The 17,414-nt window shown below is 45.7% G+C and carries 14 protein-coding genes and 1 pseudogene; 11 read left to right on the plus strand and 4 right to left on the minus strand.

Translation table 11 applies throughout. The features are described 5' to 3' along the window. Positions 1 to 102: 102 nt before the first annotated feature. The 3 genes from rhlB (at position 103) to AC3CKG_RS15990 (ending at position 3,779) form a co-directional block, all read left to right on the plus strand. The gene (gene rhlB / locus AC3CKG_RS15980; RefSeq protein WP_004736636.1) at positions 103 to 1,413 is read left to right on the plus strand and encodes an ATP-dependent RNA helicase RhlB; all 1,311 of its coding nucleotides are present in this window, start codon (positions 103 to 105) and stop codon (positions 1,411 to 1,413) included. A gap of 6 nt (positions 1,414 to 1,419) precedes the next feature. Continuing rightward, positions 1,420 to 2,913: a guanosine-5'-triphosphate,3'-diphosphate diphosphatase gene (gppA, locus tag AC3CKG_RS15985; protein ID WP_102561041.1), complete on the plus strand. Its 1,494-nt coding sequence runs from the start codon at positions 1,420 to 1,422 to the stop codon at positions 2,911 to 2,913. Between the two features lie 287 nt (positions 2,914 to 3,200). Then, entirely contained in the window at positions 3,201 to 3,779 is a 579-nt protein-coding gene (locus AC3CKG_RS15990) for a mechanosensitive ion channel family protein (protein WP_065112062.1), read from the plus strand. 102 nt (positions 3,780 to 3,881) lie between these two features. On the opposite strand, the gene AC3CKG_RS15995 is transcribed toward AC3CKG_RS15990, so the two are convergent. From AC3CKG_RS15995 to recQ, 3 genes are all read right to left on the minus strand, one after another. After that, complete coding sequence (locus tag AC3CKG_RS15995; RefSeq protein WP_009848193.1) at positions 3,882 to 4,553, minus strand: 7-cyano-7-deazaguanine/7-aminomethyl-7-deazaguanine transporter; 672 nt, start codon at positions 4,551 to 4,553, stop codon at positions 3,882 to 3,884. A 270-nt stretch (positions 4,554 to 4,823) separates the two neighbouring features. Continuing rightward, positions 4,824 to 5,135: a DUF3630 family protein gene (locus AC3CKG_RS16000; RefSeq protein WP_488528570.1), complete on the minus strand. Its 312-nt coding sequence runs from the start codon at positions 5,133 to 5,135 to the stop codon at positions 4,824 to 4,826. A gap of 66 nt (positions 5,136 to 5,201) precedes the next feature. Then, positions 5,202 to 7,040, minus strand: a complete 1,839-nt coding sequence (recQ, locus tag AC3CKG_RS16005; protein WP_009848191.1) for an ATP-dependent DNA helicase RecQ — start codon at positions 7,038 to 7,040, stop codon at positions 5,202 to 5,204. Positions 7,041 to 7,220: 180 nt separating this feature from the next. Here recQ and rarD point away from each other — a divergent pair, with 180 nt between their 5' ends. From rarD to tpx, 5 genes are all read left to right on the plus strand, one after another. After that, the gene (rarD, locus tag AC3CKG_RS16010; protein ID WP_017103322.1) at positions 7,221 to 8,129 is read left to right on the plus strand and encodes an EamA family transporter RarD; all 909 of its coding nucleotides are present in this window, start codon (positions 7,221 to 7,223) and stop codon (positions 8,127 to 8,129) included. 85 nt (positions 8,130 to 8,214) lie between these two features. Further along, complete coding sequence (locus AC3CKG_RS16015; RefSeq protein WP_102279609.1) at positions 8,215 to 9,009, plus strand: AraC family transcriptional regulator; 795 nt, start codon at positions 8,215 to 8,217, stop codon at positions 9,007 to 9,009. A gap of 99 nt (positions 9,010 to 9,108) precedes the next feature. Next, positions 9,109 to 9,771 (plus strand): LysE family translocator, encoded by a 663-nt coding sequence (locus AC3CKG_RS16020; protein ID WP_488529253.1) that lies wholly within the window; start codon positions 9,109 to 9,111, stop codon positions 9,769 to 9,771. Between the two features lie 91 nt (positions 9,772 to 9,862). Then, positions 9,863 to 11,620, plus strand: coding sequence for a gamma-glutamyltransferase (ggt, locus tag AC3CKG_RS16025; RefSeq protein ID WP_488528571.1), 1,758 nt, complete (start codon positions 9,863 to 9,865; stop codon positions 11,618 to 11,620). 785 nt (positions 11,621 to 12,405) lie between these two features. Next, on the plus strand, positions 12,406 to 12,903 hold the full coding sequence (tpx, locus tag AC3CKG_RS16030) for a thiol peroxidase (RefSeq protein WP_488528572.1): 498 nt from the start codon (positions 12,406 to 12,408) through the stop codon (positions 12,901 to 12,903). A gap of 124 nt (positions 12,904 to 13,027) precedes the next feature. Here tpx and uvrD read toward each other — a convergent pair. After that, positions 13,028 to 15,201: pseudogene (gene uvrD, locus AC3CKG_RS16035) on the minus strand (DNA helicase II). Positions 15,202 to 15,464: 263 nt separating this feature from the next. Between uvrD and AC3CKG_RS16040 the strand changes: the two are divergent. The 3 genes from AC3CKG_RS16040 to AC3CKG_RS16050 all read left to right on the plus strand — a co-directional run bounded on the left by AC3CKG_RS16040 (position 15,465) and on the right by AC3CKG_RS16050 (position 17,414). Continuing rightward, positions 15,465 to 15,725, plus strand: a complete 261-nt coding sequence (locus AC3CKG_RS16040) for a BufA1 family periplasmic bufferin-type metallophore (protein WP_004736650.1) — start codon at positions 15,465 to 15,467, stop codon at positions 15,723 to 15,725. Between the two features lie 64 nt (positions 15,726 to 15,789). Further along, positions 15,790 to 16,650, plus strand: coding sequence for an MNIO family bufferin maturase (gene bufB / locus AC3CKG_RS16045; protein WP_488528573.1), 861 nt, complete (start codon positions 15,790 to 15,792; stop codon positions 16,648 to 16,650). Continuing rightward, complete coding sequence (locus tag AC3CKG_RS16050) at positions 16,647 to 17,414, plus strand: HvfC/BufC N-terminal domain-containing protein (RefSeq protein ID WP_017110610.1); 768 nt, start codon at positions 16,647 to 16,649, stop codon at positions 17,412 to 17,414. Before bufB ends, AC3CKG_RS16050 begins: the two co-directional genes overlap by 4 nt.

Genomic DNA, 17,414 nt, shown 5'->3' on the forward strand with positions numbered 1-17,414 from the left:
CAATGTATTTTTTAGAACTGGTTGGATGATAACCAGTAAATAGATGCCCTATTGGAATGTATTTACTTTCGTATTGCAAGCTTAAGCTGATATTCTATAGCAATGAAAAAGACGCATATCACAGAGCAAAAGTTCGCCGACTTGGATTTACTCCCGCAAGTCATTGAAGGATTGGAGAAAAAAGGGTTCGATTACTGTACCCCTATCCAAGCCTTGGCGCTCCCGGTACTGCTCACCGGCCAAGACATCGCAGGCCAGGCCCAAACGGGTACTGGTAAAACGCTAGCGTTTCTTACTGCTACATTCAACCACCTGCTAAAAACACCTGAGCATGAAGGCCGCAAGCCTAATCAGCCACGTGCGATTATTATGGCACCAACGCGTGAACTCGCGATTCAGATCTACAACGATGCTGACTCTCTGGTTGAAAGCACGGGTATCAAAGCAGCATTAGCTTACGGTGGCGAGAGCTACGACAAGCAACTAGGTAAGATCGAAGAAGGCGCAGATATCTTAATTGGTACGACTGGCCGCATCATCGATTTCTACAAACAAAAGGTATTTAACCTTAACCACATTCAAGCTGTTGTTCTTGACGAAGCTGATCGCATGTTCGATCTTGGTTTCATCAAAGACATCCGCTTCTTGTTCCGCCGTATGCCAGAACCTAAAGATCGCCTGAACATGCTGTTCTCTGCGACGCTGTCTTACCGCGTACAAGAACTTGCATTCGAACACATGCACAACCCAGAGCATGTCGTTGTTGAACCTGAGCGCAAGACTGGTCACCGTATTCAAGAAGAGCTTTTCTACCCTTCTAACGAACACAAAATGGCTCTTCTACAAACGTTAATCGAAGAAGAGTGGCCAGATCGCGCAATCATCTTCGCTAACACTAAGCACAAATGTGAATCAGTTTGGGGCCACTTGGCTGCCGATGGTCACCGTGTTGGTTTGCTAACGGGTGATGTTCCTCAGAAGAAACGTGAAAAGATTCTTGAGCAATTCACTAAAGGTGATGTTGACCTGCTTGTCGCAACGGATGTTGCAGCACGTGGCCTACACATCCCTCAAGTAACACATGTATTCAACTTTGACCTACCTGACGATTGTGAAGATTACGTTCACCGTATCGGCCGTACAGGTCGTGCTGGTGAAAGCGGTCACTCGATCAGCTTTGCTTGTGAAGATTACGCAATCAACTTGCCACCAATCGAAGAATACATTGAGCACGCTATCCCAATGTCTGACTACGATGCTTCTGCACTACTAGAAGATCTGCCAGCACCGATGCGCTTACGTACACGTAACCCGCAACAACGTCGCTCAAACAACAATGGTCCACGCAACGGTAACCGTAAACCAAACCAGAACCGTCGCCCACGCCAACCGCGTCATAACAAGGAAGCTTAGTCGCTTATGAGTCAAACAGTGTCACCCCCGCTTTACGCTGCAATCGACCTCGGGTCGAACAGTTTTCATATGCTCGTTGTGCGTCATATCGATGGCAGCGTTCAAACCATGGCTAAGATTAAGCGCAAAGTGCGTTTAGCTGCAGGCTTAAATGAAAATAATGCGCTTAGTACAGAAGCTATGCAGCGCGGCTGGGACTGTTTGAGTCTCTTTGCAGAGCGACTGCAAGATATTCCAAAAGAAAATATCCGCATTGTCGGTACCGCAACCCTGCGTACAGCGACTAATGTGGATATCTTTCTAGAGAAAGCGAACCAGATACTCGGTTACGACATCAATGTTATCTCTGGTGAAGAAGAAGCTGCGACTATCTATAAAGGCGTAGCACACACTTCTGGTGGCAGCGGCCGCCGACTAGTGGTTGATATTGGTGGTGCGAGTACCGAGATGATCATCGGTGAAGGTTTCTCAGCCAAAGCCTTAACCAGCCTAAAAATGGGTTGTGTTACTTGGCTTGAACGCCACTTTAAAGATCGCCAATTAACCGCAACCAACTTTGACAACGCTATTGAAGCGGCTAAGTCTACGTTAGCTCCTATCCTTGATAGCTACACTGATATCGGATGGGATGTGTGTGTGGGTGCCAGTGGCACTGTTCAAGCACTGCAAGAAATCATGTTGGCGCAAGGCATGGATGAAGTCATTACTCATGCCAAACTTAAGCGTCTACAAAAACAAGCGATGATTACAGAGCGCTTAGAAGAGCTAGAGATAGAAGGCTTAACCCTTGAACGTGCATTAGTGTTCCCAAGTGGTCTTTCTATTCTTATCGCGATTTTTGAGCTGCTTGAAATTGATTCGATGACACTCGCTGGCGGCGCACTACGTGAAGGCCTAGCCTACGAGATGGTTGACGAACTACGCCAAGACGATATCCGAGCACGTACCGTGACAAGCGTTCAATCGCGCTACCAGATGGACGTGAGCTACGGTGAACAAGTGGCTGTATTAGCACAAACGTTGTTTGAACAAGCAGGAGCCGAAACTTGGGTTTCAGAGCCTCAAGCTAGCGTATTGTTGCAAACTGCCGCGAAGCTTCATGAAATCGGTTTAACCATTGATTTCAAAAAAGGCGGTGAGCACAGCGCTTACTTGCTACAAAACTTAGACTTGCCAGGCTTTACCCGAGCTCAAAAGCACTACTTGGGTGAGTTAGCACGTCGCTACCGTGAGCAATTAACCTCACTACCAGAGCAACACGCTGTTTCTGGTACGAGCAGCAAGCGTATTTTACGTATTCTGCGTTTGGCTATTTTGCTTACCCATCGTCGTACTCCTGAACTGGAACCTAAAGTTCAACTGACGACAGAAGGCGACAATCTGACACTTACGATCTCAAAGCAATGGCTGCAAGACAACCCTCTCACAGCCGCAGAGCTAGAAATCGAATCCAATCGACAAACTGATATTGGCTGGCCACTGACTATTTTAGAGCGTTAACACCTAACAAGGCTCTTAAGAACTAATCATTAAACCCTCTCTAGGAGGGTTTTTTATTATCTGTTAATGCTGAATTGAACGTAAAAAGCCGCTCACAACCTGGCTATCTAGTTGAGTGGCCGATTAATTTACAACCACCTCATAGGTAATGTGCTTAACTGTTAATAATAGATAAGGACATCTAACAGCAACCAACGGCCGCGTATCTTTTCGCTGCTGAAGCGAGCCTATTATTAATCGAATAACTACAATCCGGACTGTTTTCCGAGGCAACCAAAGAGGTAATAATGTCGAGCTATCTTGAGACCATTTTCAGTTCACTAAAGGAATACGAATTATTACTGGCGATTCTATTTTTCTGTGTGTACTGGTTACTCAAACGAACCACAGAGAAAACCATCAAAGCATTGGCTGAAAAGAAAACCGTCCACGCAACTCGAACCGCCTTTATTAATCGCTGCTTTAGCATTACCTACTTCAGCTTCTTATTCGCGGTATACATCATTGTTAGTGGGATTGGTTACGGTAACTTCTCTATTTTCATTTCTTCTGTGTTTACCGTTATCGGCGTTGGATTCATTGCTCAATGGTCGATACTCAGCAACATCACTGCAAGCTTTCTTATTTTCTTTGTATTTCCGTACCGGATTGGAGATTCGATCATTGTGGCGGATGGGGATGGTATAGAGGGAGAAATTTTAGATATACGGATGTTTCACACGTTGCTCAAGCACCCTGAGGGTAATGTGATTACCTATCCAAATTCTTTGCTATTACAAAAAAGCGTAACGAAGATCTTACCCAAAGCAGCAACAAAACCTGCCTCAGTTTCAAAACCCATGAACAAAAATCGCAAAGCAAACTGAGAATAAATAAAGCAAAAGAAGAGAAGAGAAGAGAAGAGAAGAGAAACAATAACGTCACTCTCTCAAAGCTAGGCGCTCTAAGACAGTGACGTTTCAAACATGCTAAGCGTTAACGCCCGTTGCTTTGAAGTCAGGATTCACAGCGGTTAGCTTCTTAACCACGTAATTTAGAAGCACACCGTACATTGGAACAAATAGACCTAAGCTGATGATAAGCTTGAATCCGTAGTCGACCAACGCAATTTCAGTCCAGTGCTCAGCCATGAATGGATCTGGGCTTTGGTAGAAAGCAATCGCAAAGAACGCGATGGTATCAATAGCATTACCGAATAACGTTGAACACGTTGGCGCAACCCACCATTGCTTCATTTGGCGTAAGCGGTTGAACACATGTACATCCAAGATTTGACCGAGCAGATAAGCCATGAAGCTTGCCGCTGCGATGCGTGCAACAAACAAGTTGAACTCGCCTAGTTGGCTAAATCCTTGGAATGAACCTTCAAAGAACACCACTGACAATAAATAAGAAACGGCCAGCGCTGGTAACATCACTAAGAAGATGATTTTACGAGCAAGCTGCGCGCCAAAAATACGTACGGTCAGGTCGGTCGCTAGAAAGATAAACGGGAAAGTGAAAGCACCCCAAGTGGTGTGCATACCGAAGACGGTAAAAGGTAGCTGAACCAAATAATTGCTTGATGCAATAATGATCAAATGGAACAAAACTAATAGTGCTAGGGCTTTGCGCTGTTGCGCAGGGGTAAAGTTACTCATGCTGTACCTTTTTAGTTTGGTTTGGGGGTGAGGGAACCCAAATCGAGTCATTTCTTCGAATAAACTAAGAAAGCTCTTACCAATAATGTGAATTAAAAATGTTTCTATAATTTGCTCTATTGAGCGGCGGGCGATTATACATTAATCAATATTGGCTGCAACGGTGAGAACAAACGCAAACGTTTATCCTCACTTTTATTGATGAATGACGTTAGAAGCCAAGTTTTAAAAGCCAGGTTAGAAGATACGTTTCAGAAGCCATGCAAAAAGTTAGAAACCGCGCTTAAAAAGCGTCGCGAGATAATCGAACTCTTCTCGGCTTTCTTCAGCGTTTAACGACTCAAACCAGATTGATTCGCTGTAATGCTCAGACTTTAAAAACATTCGACAATCTTCAAAATCAATCAACCAAGAGTGCATATCGGCGTCCCATTGCTTTTCAACAACAGAAGCTGACAGCAACGCCACCAGCTTTTCACCTAGCACTTCATAAGAATCAAAATCAAAACTTGGAGACGTAATCAATAAACGCCCTTCCTCAGCCAAATACTCTCTTAAGCCAAATTCTGTTGGTTTTGTCATGTCCCTATCAACCTTATTCTTTTTCTATAAGCCCATCGTTTTTATAAGCTAGTCGTTTCTCGCAAGCTAGCCGTGTGTGGTGATGTGTTCTTGAATCAAATCTAAGAATGGGTCTGCGTACTTATCAAGTTTACGCTGACCAACGCCATTGACTGCCAGCATCTCGCCATAAGATGTGGGTAGGATTTCAGCCATATCAATCAGCGTCGCATCACTGAATACCACGTATGGTGGCAAGCCATCTTCATCAGCAATCGACTTACGCAGCTTACGCAGTTTGGCAAACAGCTTCTTATCGTAGTTCTTACTGCTAAGTTTATCGGACTTCGCATTACGCACTGCTGTATCTAAACGAGGTACAGCCAACTCCAAAGACATCTCACCACGCAGTAACGGGCGAGCTTCTTCTGTTAACTGTAATGTTGAGTTACGAGTGATGTTTTGGAACAACAAGCCTTTGTGAATTAGCTGACGGAAGATACTGATCCAGTAATCGTGGCTGTGGTCACGGCCAATACCGTAGGTAGAAAGTTTATCGTGACCATTATCGCGGACACGGATATTCTGCATACCGCGCATCACTTCCACCACATAGCCCATACCAAATGACTGATTAACGCGGTACACACAAGACAACGCCTTCTGTGCCTCTTGGGTCGCATCAAAGTGTTTTGGTGGGTCTAAGCAGATATCGCAGTTGCCACATTGCTTCTCGCGATATTCGCCGAAGTAGTTCAACAGAACCTGACGACGACACGTTTGCGCTTCGGCAAAGGCACTCATCGCGTTCAGCTTGTGCATCTCAACTTGTTTTTGCGGGCCTTCTTCTTTCTCATCCAGCATACGACGCAGCCAACCCATATCAGCAGGGTCAAACAACATCATCGCTTCAGCAGGTAAGCCATCACGACCCGCGCGGCCTGTCTCTTGATAATAAGATTCGATGTTGCGTGGGATATCAAAGTGCACCACAAAGCGTACGTTGGGTTTATTGATGCCCATACCGAAGGCCACTGTCGCCACAACGATCTGAATATCATCACGTTGGAAAGCTTCTTGAACGTAAGCGCGTTCGTCGGTGTCCATGCCTGCATGATAACCCGCAGCGCGAATACCGTTATTGCACAGCTTCTCGGTCACCATTTCCACTTTCTTACGGCTGCCACAATAGATGATGCCGCAATTGCCTTTCTGCGTTTCTAGGTAGCGAACCACCTGAGACACGGGTTTGTGCTTCTCAACTAGGTTGTAGCGAATGTTAGGGCGATCGAAGCTGCCTAAGTACGTGTGCGGCTCCACCAGCTGCAAACGCGAGATAATATCTTTGCGCGTCGCATCGTCAGCGGTTGCTGTCAGCGCCATATAAGGCACATGCGGGAAATACTGTTTAAGCTGGCCTAGCAAAGCATATTCAGGACGGAAATCGTGTCCCCATTGAGAGATACAGTGCGCCTCATCCACCGCAATCATCGAAAGCGGCAAACCTTGTAAGCGCTCGATGAAGTCACGCATCAACACACGCTCTGGTGAAGCATAAACCATCTTCAATTGGCCTGAGTTCATGCGGTTGAACACGCTCAACAGTTGATCGCGTGGCATCGATGAGTTTATGCACTCAGCCGCCACACCATTGGCTTTCAATTGGTCAACTTGGTCTTTCATCAATGAAATGAGCGGTGAGATAACCAAAGTCAGCCCATCACGCACTAAAGCCGGGATTTGGTAACACAGAGACTTACCACCACCGGTTGGCATAATCACCAAGCTGTCTTTACCTTCAACGGCTAGGTCTATGACCTCTTGCTGACCATCACGAAAGCTTTGATAACCAAAGACATCTTGTAAGATATCTTGCGCATCATTCGCGGGAGTTGGTGTTTGCTCAGCAATCAGAGTGGCGGTCATTGTGGTTCCTAATCAAGGTATAAAGTCAGCGTGCAGCATTGGCAAGCAAGGCGCACATTGTAGAGGGGAACGCTGGCGAATTAAACCGCAAATTGTTAGGTGAAAAGGGTTAACGCTCCTATACTGACCAACTCTCTTTATAAATCTTATTAATAAGCACTCAGTGCTAGAGAAAGTTACATGACACAAGACGACCAACAACGTACGCGACAGGGAATTTTGCTTGCCGTTGCCGCTTACACCATGTGGGGAATCGCTCCCATATATTTCAAATCTTTAAGTGAAGTATCCCCATTTGAGATTCTTAGCCACCGTGTAGTATGGTCTTTTTTCCTACTCGCTTTTCTACTGCACATGAGTCGTGGCTGGCGTAAGGTTCGAGACACCCTCACCTCTAAACCAAAAATGCTCTATTTAGTCGCCACTTCGATTTTAGTGGGCGCCAACTGGCTTATTTTTATTTGGGCGGTGAATTCCAATCACATGCTCGATGCCAGCTTAGGCTATTACATCAACCCGCTGATTAACGTGTTGCTCGGGATGTTCTTCCTTGGCGAACGCTTACGCAAGCTCCAATGGTTTGCCGTTAGTCTTGCTGCGATTGGCGTGATAATTCAATTGATCGCGTTTGGCTCCGTGCCGATCGTTGCCATTGCCCTAGCCTTCAGTTTTGGTTTCTATGGCTTGTTACGTAAAAAGGTTAGCTTGGAAGCTCAAACTGGCTTATTCATTGAGACGCTGGTGATGCTGCCTATCGCAGCAACGTACTTATTGTTTATCGCAGACAGCGCAACGTCAGATTTCTCGATGAACCCAATGCAGCTCAATCTATTATTGGTTGCAGCAGGTGTGATCACCACGGTTCCATTGCTTTGTTTTACTGGCGCAGCAACCCGCTTGAAGCTATCGACACTCGGCTTCTTCCAGTACATCGGCCCCAGCTTAATGTTCTTGCTCGCAGTTCTGATTTACGGTGAAGCCTTTACTTCAGATAAAGCGATTACCTTCGCCTTTATTTGGGGCGCTCTGGTAATTTTCAGCTTTGATGGCCTACGTAACAACAAGAAGAACAAACGCGCTAAGCAGTAACACTGATCGTTTTTACAAGACAATCCCTTAATACGAAGATAAGCTTGGTTGAATTGATGACTATTTGACCAAGCTTTTTTGTACCATGGATAAAGTCCACTACTACTCTACCCCAACAGAAGATATCAGCCTGATCCAAGCTCAGTACCAAGAGTTTGCCTTTCAGCGCCACTATCATTTGGACTTTCACATTGGCTTAATTACCCAAGGACAGCAGAAATTCGTCTATAAAGGGACGAGCCATAATGTTGGTGCTGGCCAAGTTGTTATCATGCCACCCGATGAGCTGCATGATGGGCACTCCAAGCTCGATTCGGGTTATCAAGTCAGTGTATTTGCGGTTTCTCCCCAATGGTTTCAAGATCTTGCCGATCCCAAGAAAAATGGTCACACATTAGGCTTTTCTGAATTGATCCTCTCCGATCAAGCTGCATTTTCACAATTACGCAACTTACATGGCCTGTTAATCAATCAAAACATCAGCCAACTCGCTCAAGATTGCTTACCTTTCGAAGGATTCTCGACGATTGTCGATCGTTATGCGAAATTTGGATCGAAAAGCGACATCAAACTGGGTAATCAATCGATTGATACGCTAAAAGACTATTTGATGGCGAATTTGGATCAACCAGTGCGATTAGAACAACTGTCTGAGTTGTGTGGTTTAACCACGACTCAATTCCAACGCCATTTTAAAAACAAAATGGGCATTACGCCTTATGCATGGCTAAGCCGTTTACGCATGGAACAAAGCATGCGCCTGATTAAGTCTGGGATATGTGGTACTAAGGTTGCGCACCAAGTAGGCTTCTATGATCAGGCACACTTCTCCAAGGCTTTCAAAACCACGTTCGGCGTACCACCCTCACAAATCAACTAAGTGTTGATAATTTACAATTGCTCGATTTCAAATCACGGTAAGCTACGCTCAATACGATTACTTATTTAAAAATAGCGGCAACGTTATTGAGAACTGATGATGAACGAAGTCACCATACTGATCACCCTAGCCTCTATCCACTTCATCGCTTTGATGAGCCCCGGCCCTGACTTTGCGTTAGTCGTGCAAAATGCGACGCGTCACGGACGCCAGACAGGCTTGTACATTGCGCTTGGCTTATCTTGCGGGATCTTGCTGCACTCATTACTGAGCCTGACGGGAATCAGTTACCTAGTCCACCAGCAACCCACACTATTTGCCATTATCCAATTGGCCGGCGGTAGCTACTTACTGTACTTAGGTTACGGTGCACTTAAAGCAACCTGGCAAATCATTCAGAACCACGACGATGACGCCGATACCGTTAATTCTAAAGATCTGATTCTGACCAACAAGCGAGATGCATTTTCTAAAGGGTTTATGACCAACATTCTCAACCCAAAGGCTTTGGTGTTCTTTATTAGTTTAATGTCGAGCTTAGTCCCTGTGGATATGTCGCTGTCAGGCAAAGGCTTTGCCCTGATCATCCTATTTGGCCTCTCACTGTTTTGGTTCTCACTGCTGGCGTGGATGCTTTCAACCAAAACACTGCAGAAGAAACTCAGCGAAGCGACCGTTTACATCGATGGCTTGTGTGGCGTGTTATTCAGCCTTATTGGCGCGAGTATTCTTTGGCAGTCACTGTCCGGTTTAATCGCTTAAATTCGAATCAAGATTACAATTCGTTAACAACGCTCTGGCTATCTCATCTTTCCACTGCCAATCTAGCTCTGCATATTAAAAGGAGAAGATCATGCAGTGGAAAACAAAACTAACAACCCTCGCCACTTCTACCCTACTTTTTGCCTCTCACGTCAGTTGGGCAAATCAAGCTGCCGATTCCGTCGCACCCGAACAAAGTAGTGGTTTAGAAACCAAACAACTCGTTAAAGCCAATGACTGGATGGTCACCGCAGCCAACCCATTAGCAACACAGGCTGGAGCTGATGTGCTTGCTCGTGGTGGTAACGCCATTGATGCGATGGTTGCCGTTCAGCTTATGCTTGGCTTAGTAGAACCTCAGTCATCAGGTATTGGTGGTGGTGCGTTCCTTGTTTATTTTGATGGCAAGGACAAGCAACTCAAAACTTACGATGGTCGTGAAACTGCACCACTTGATGCCACACCACGTCTATTCCAAGACGAAAACGGACAACCGCTTAAATTCTATGATGCAGTGGTTGGTGGTCGCTCAGTTGCGACACCGGGCACGGTGCAATTGCTGTGGGACACTCACCAGAAGTACGGACAACTAGAGTGGGCATCACTGATTAAACCTATCGCTCAGCTAGCTGAAGAAGGTTTTACTATTAGTCCACGCTTAGCTACCTTGATTGAAAATGACCAAGAGCGACTAAGCCGATTTGCGACAACTAAAGCCTACTTCTTCAATGCCGATGGCAGCCCGAAAACAGCGGGTACTCAACTTAAGAACCCAGAATACGCGGCAACGTTAAACGCTATCTCAAAGGATGGTGCTAAGGCCTTCTATCAGGGTGAGATCTCTGCCGACATCATTAATACTGTGCACACTGCCAAAGGTAACCCTGGCGTATTGGCACAGAAAGATTTCGATGCGTATTCAATTAAGCAACGTGAGCCAGTTTGTTCTGCTTATGAAAGCTATCAAGTATGTGGAATGGGACCACCAAGTTCAGGTGCATTAACGGTTGGGCAGATCTTAGCGATGACCGAGCAGTTTGACCTCAAATCATGGGGACCAAACAACGCGAAATCTTGGCAGGTGTTAGCAGACGCTTCTCGCCTAGCCTTTGCTGACCGTGGTATGTACATGGCCGATCAAGATTACGTGCCAATGCCAACCCAAGGGTTAGTCAATACTGACTATTTGCAGGAACGTGCTCAGTTAATTACCGCAGGTAAGGCACTATCAAGTGCACCTTCAGGCACGCCACCGTGGGATCACGCCATGCTGCGAAGCCAAGATGTTTCTATTGAATTACCATCCACCAGCCACTTCAATATCGTCGATAGCGATGGCAATGTCGTTTCGATGACCACCACCATTGAGAATGCCTTTGGCTCACGTTTGATGGTGAGAGGCTTCCTACTCAATAACGAACTGACCGACTTCTCATTCAAGACCCACAACGATGGTAAGCCTATCGCTAACCGACTTGAGCCGGGTAAGCGTCCACGTTCTTCAATGGCACCCACTATCATCATGCAAGACGATAAACCTTACATGGCGATTGGCTCTCCCGGTGGCAGCCGTATCATCGGTTATGTAGCACAAGCGATCATTGCGCATACCCAATGGGACATGGATATTCAGCAAGCGATCAACCAACCACACTTCCTAAACCGTTTCGGTACCTTAGATTTGGAAAAAGGAACATCAGCGGAAAACTTCAAACCTGAGCTAGAAAAGATGGGATTTGAAGTCAACGTTCGCGATCTTAACTCTGGTTTACACGCGATTCGCATCACAAAAGATGGTTTAGAAGGCGCTGCAGACCCTCGTCGTGAAGGTGCAGCCATTGGTCAGTAGGGAATAACCCTCCCTTTTTACTCGCTGCCTTGTGCGAGATCTCTCACAAGGCAGTGAGTAAATATCGATATTTGATGACGAAATTAGTCACCTCGACATCGTAACCAATTGAAATTAAAGGATACGTACATTTATCATTCAAATAATTATATAGAAATTCGCTTATGCACCATTGCTGATAAATAAGGAATCGGTAATATGAATGGTGTCGGAAGGATGCTGACACGGAACAGGAAACGCCAAGGACTTGGTTATCTTCAGGATGAAGATTCGATTACTCAGGATGAATAATCGGCATGGATAGCGAAATGGACATTGAATGGACGCAATAGTAACTAGGATGGTTGCTACTAAGGAAAGACAATGGACACCTCTGGACGAGGAAAGGACTGAACATCAGGATGATGTAAAGGACACCGCTCAAGGAACAAGTGACGCGCGCTAACGAGGATTGTTGGCAGATCAGGATAAGATCAAGGACACCGCTAGGAAGGCGATGAAAGGAATACGCTGAAGGATAACAGCACACTATCATGGATTTGATGCATGGAGCACACTTAGTAGCCGGATTGCTGCGAGTAAGACTATAGACCCCGATGAGCGCAAGCTCTCGGGGTTTTTCTTTATCTGTCGTCCCACCTTTTCTTCCCCTAAAACAAATAAATCAAAGACCTTTGATTACAATTCTGACATTTAAACCATTCACTTCTTAACCACTTCCGAGTAACGTAAGTCGAACTAGGCTCAACTAGTTTCATAACCATAATTAAACTAAGGACAAATTCATGTCACACGTTACCTTCAAAGGCGCTGCTGTACCGCTAACAGGCACATTCCCACAAACTGGCGAACAAGCACCAAGCTTTGCACTGACCGCAGGCGATCTTTCTGAACTGACTCTTGCTTCTCTTGAAGGCAAGAAAGTAGTTCTAAACATCTTCCCAAGCATCGATACAGCAACTTGTGCAACGAGCGTACGCACGTTCAACGCAAAAGCGGCAGAGCTTGAGAACACGGTTGTTGTTTGTATTTCTGCTGACCTACCGTTTGCTGCGGGTCGCTTCTGCGAACTAGAAGGCATTGAAGGCGTTCAACACGCCTCAACTTTCCGTTCTCCTGCATTCGCATCAGACTACGGCGTAGCGATTGCTGAAGGCCCACTATCAGGCCTAACAACACGTGCCGTTGTCGTTGTTGATGAAAAAGGTGTGGTAACACACAGCGAGTTGGTTGCAGAGATCACTGAAGAACCAAACTACGAAGCGGCGCTTGCAACACTGTAAGTCCTACTTTATGCAGAAATGCCTTAAGCTCGATTCAGCATAGTACCGAGCAATAAAAAAGAGCAGCCATTGGCTGCTCTTTTAGTTTTAATAATGAACGATTTTTAGATGTCGAAGGAGCAGATTAAAGCTGTTCTAATCGAGCGTAAGCCGTTACTAACCACTTGATGCCTTCACCATTGAACGCAACTTGAACTCGACTCTGTGGGCCACTTCCCTCGAAGTTGATAATGGTACCTTCACCAAACTTAGGGTGCTTAACGCGAGAGCCTAAGCTAAAGCCTGTTTCATTGAAGTTCTCTTTCACAGCGGTTTGGCTAAAGCGACCACTGCTTGCAGGGCGACTCACTTGCGCCTTCATACGCACTTCATCCAGACATGTCTCTGGTAGCTCACGAATAAAACGAGATGGCTTGTGATACTTGTCTTGACCGTACAAACGACGCATTTCAGCGTAAGTGATGTAGAGCTTCTCCATCGCACGGGTCATGCCGACGTAACACAGGCGACGTTCTTCTTCTAAACGCCCCGCTTCTTCGGCCGACATCTGGCTTGGGAACATGCCCTCTTCAACACCAACCATGAATACCATTGGGAACTCTAGGCCTTTGGCACTGTGCAGAGTCATGAGCTGAACCGCATCATCAAACTCATCAGCCTGACCTTCACCCGCTTCCAAAGCCGCATGAGTTAAGAACGCTGTTAGCATGCTCATTTCATCCGCTTCTTCTGGTTTTTCAAACTGACGCGTTGCCGTTACCAATTCTTCCAAGTTCTCAATACGAGCCTTCGACTTCTCACCTTTCTCTTGCTCGTACATAGCAAACAAGCCAGACGATTTGATTACGTGGTCGGTTTGCTCATGAAGTCTCAGTTCTATGGTGTCATCTTCAAGTGCATTGATAAGTTCAATAAAGCGGCTCAAAGCACCCGCAGCACGACCTGGTAACACTTGCTCTTCTATCAGAGCAACACTGGCTTCCCACATGGTTGCACCACGATCACGCGCTGCAAGACGAATCGTTTCTAACGTTTTATCACCCAAGCCACGAGTCGGCGTATTAACGACACGTTCGAATGCCGCATCATTGCTGCGGTTACTCATTAAGCGCAGGTAGCTCAAAGCATCTCTGATTTCCTGACGCTCGAAGAATCGCATGCCACCGTAGATTCGGTAAGGTAAACCACCTTGAATCAACGCTTCTTCAAGCACACGAGATTGGGCGTTATTACGATAAAGCATTGCGGTATCTTCTAACGCACCGCCTTTCTCTTGCCACTCTTTGATTTTGCTAACCGTGAAACGCGCTTCATCTAACTCGTTATAAGCTGAGTAAACAGAGATTGGCTCGCCATCGTTGCCATCAGTCCACAGCTCTTTACCCATACGCTCAGTGTTGTTCGAGATAAGCTCGTTCGACGCCTGCAGAATGGTTTTGGTTGAACGGTAGTTTTGTTCGAGTCGAACCGTTGAAGCACCTGGGAATTCATCCAGAACTTCTGAATATTTTCAATTTTAGCGCCACGCCAGCCATAGATAGATTGGTCATCATCACCCACGATCATCACGCGACAATCCGGGCCTGCCATCATGCGAAGCCAAGCGTATTGGATGTTGTTGGTATCTTGGAATTCGTCGACAAGAATGTGCTTAAAGCGAGCTTGGTAGTGCTCGCGGATGTGTTTTTTATCGCGCAATAGTTCATGCGATCGCAACAAGATTTCAGCAAAGTCGACCAAGCCAGCGCGATCACATGCCTCTTGGTAAGCAGAGTAAATCTTTAACCACGTTTGAGTTATTGGATCATGGTAGGCGTCAATGTGACTTGGGCGCAGCCCTTCGTCTTTCTTTCCATTGATCCACCAAGAAGCTTGCTTAGCTGGCCACTGCTTTTCATCAAGATTTTGCGCCTTAATTAAGCGACGCAGCAAACGAATCTGATCATCTGAATCAATGATCTGGAAGTCTTCTGGCAGTTTTGCATCTAGGTAGTGAGCACGAAGAATGCGGTGACAGATACCGTGGAAGGTGCCGTTCCACATGCCCGACGAGCTACCCATCATCAACTCTTCAATACGACCACGCATCTCTGCTGCCGCTTTGTTGGTGAAGGTAACCGACATGATAGAGAACGGTGATGCTTGCTCTACGCTTTGTAACCAAGCGATACGATGCACCAACACTCGCGTTTTACCACTGCCAGCACCTGCCAGAATAAGTAGGTTTTCTAAAGGTGCTGCGACCGCCTCACGTTGTTTGTCGTTTAGGCCATCGAGTAAAAGCGAAGGATCTATCATTGGATATGCTCACTACTGGGTATTTATACATAAAAGTTGATTATAACCTAAACACTAGGCTGCGTTTAGGATAATAAGAAGAAAAAACATTCAAAAATTAACATCATAAAATCAATGAGTTAAAAGGCAAATCATCATTAATATTGATATTTCTTATAATGTCGTGAAATTATTTCCTGGTTCTTCCTATCCTTTTTAGTAAGCAAGTTAACAATCCATTAACCTGCGATATAAAATACTATTAAGTCCTAGAGGGAATGACTATGAAAAATTCTAATCTTGCTGTTACAGCTGCAATCACAAGTGTACTAGCGTTCGGCGGTGCAGTTCTTACATCAGCACCCGCGGAAGCTGCAGCAAAAGAAAAATGCTACGGCGTGGCAAAAGCTGGCCAAAATGATTGTGCAACCAAAACAAGTTCATGTGCGGGTACAGCAAAAGAAGACAACCAATCCGATGCATTCGTAGTCGTACCTAAAGGGCTGTGTGGCAAATTATCAGGTGGTAACACTCAATCATCATAATTGAGCTGCTTAGTATGGTGAGCTGACATTCAGCTCACCTCCACTTCTTATTAGGAGAATCGTTGTGACTCAAACTCTTCACCCCAACACAGGGGTTGGCCTTAGAACACCGCACTTGGACTTCTTTAGCCAAAACCCAGCCTTAGTGAGTTGGTTAGAGGTGCACAGCGAGAACTACTTTTTAACTCAATCACCGCAACGTCAACAACTCAGGGAAATTCGTAACGCCCACAACATAAGTTGCCACGGTGTTGGGTTGTCTCTAGGTTCTGTTGAGCGCATCAACCCAAATCACTTACTGCAGTTAAAAGATCTGATTGATGATATCGAGCCGTTCTTGGTTTCTGACCACCTCAGCTGGAGTCAGACCGGCGGCCATTACTTCAATGATTTATTACCGCTGCCCTATACCGAAGAGGCGTTGGAAGTCTTTTGTCGAAATGTATTAGAGGTCCAAGACAGCCTGCAACGTCCTATGCTGATTGAGAACCCATCGAGTTACCTCGCCTTCAAGCATTCAACGATCCCAGAATGGGAGTTTTTAGCCGAGGTACAGAAGCGCACCGAATGTCGCCTCTTACTCGATTTCAATAATATTTTTGTCTCATCTTTTAATCATGGTTTCAGCTGTGAAGAGTACTTAAGCGGAATACCTGCAGACAAAGTGGAAGAGATTCACTTAGCAGGTTTTACCAAAAAGAAACTCGAACAAGGTGAGATCTGGATAGACACCCACAGTAAACCAGTCTGTGACGAAGTGTGGCAACTCTACACACAATGGATAGCACAACATGGTTTGCGCCACACCTTGATTGAATGGGATCTAGACATCCCAGAACCACAAGTCTTATTGGCTGAAGCAACCAAAGCCAGTGATATCTTGTATCAACACGACAAGTTCAACCAAAGGAGTCGCGCATCATGAGCCACTCTTTAGCTAATGTGCAATCGGAGTTTGCGAACGCGTTACGCTACCAAAACAATGGTGAGCATTGCGACATCGTGAGCGACCATTTTACTGATGAGCAACGCATCCAGATTTACCGCAACAACTTTGTGATTAGCTTGAGCGAAGTACTGGCAGCAACCTACCCACTCACTGAAATGCTGGTTGGTGAAGAGTGCTTCCAACAGATGGCTCGTCAACATGTCTTAAGTTATCCATCAACCTCTGGTGATGTCAGCGGTTATGGGGAACACTTTGAACAGACTATCCATGCCTTTCCTGCTGTTATTGAGGCTGCACCTTATCTAGCTGAAGTGGCTTTGTATGAATGGCAAAAAGATAGCTTGGTGAGATGTGTTTCAGAATCACATGTCGACCAACGTCCCCTTTCTTGTTTAGCTGATGTGCCACAAGAGCAACAAGGCGCTTTAGTATTTCATCTCAAAGGTTCAATCACACTAGTCAATTCTAGCTATACGATGATCGCGCTTGAGCAAGCTATCTATCAGCAGCAACTCGACGGGTTAGACATCAACCAACCTGAATTTGGGGTGTTAATCCGAGCCGAGAATTCACAGATTGAGAGTCATTGTTTGACAGAAGAATGCCACCAACTATTAACTGAATTGCAATCGGGTCAAACGCTCGCTGAGATTGACCCTTCATTACTACAACATCTGAATACTGTCATGGCGCTTAACGTCATCTCAGGTTTTTCAATCGATGCCGAATTGGAGACATAA

This window comes from Vibrio sp. QJM3NY_15 (assembly GCF_057785995.1).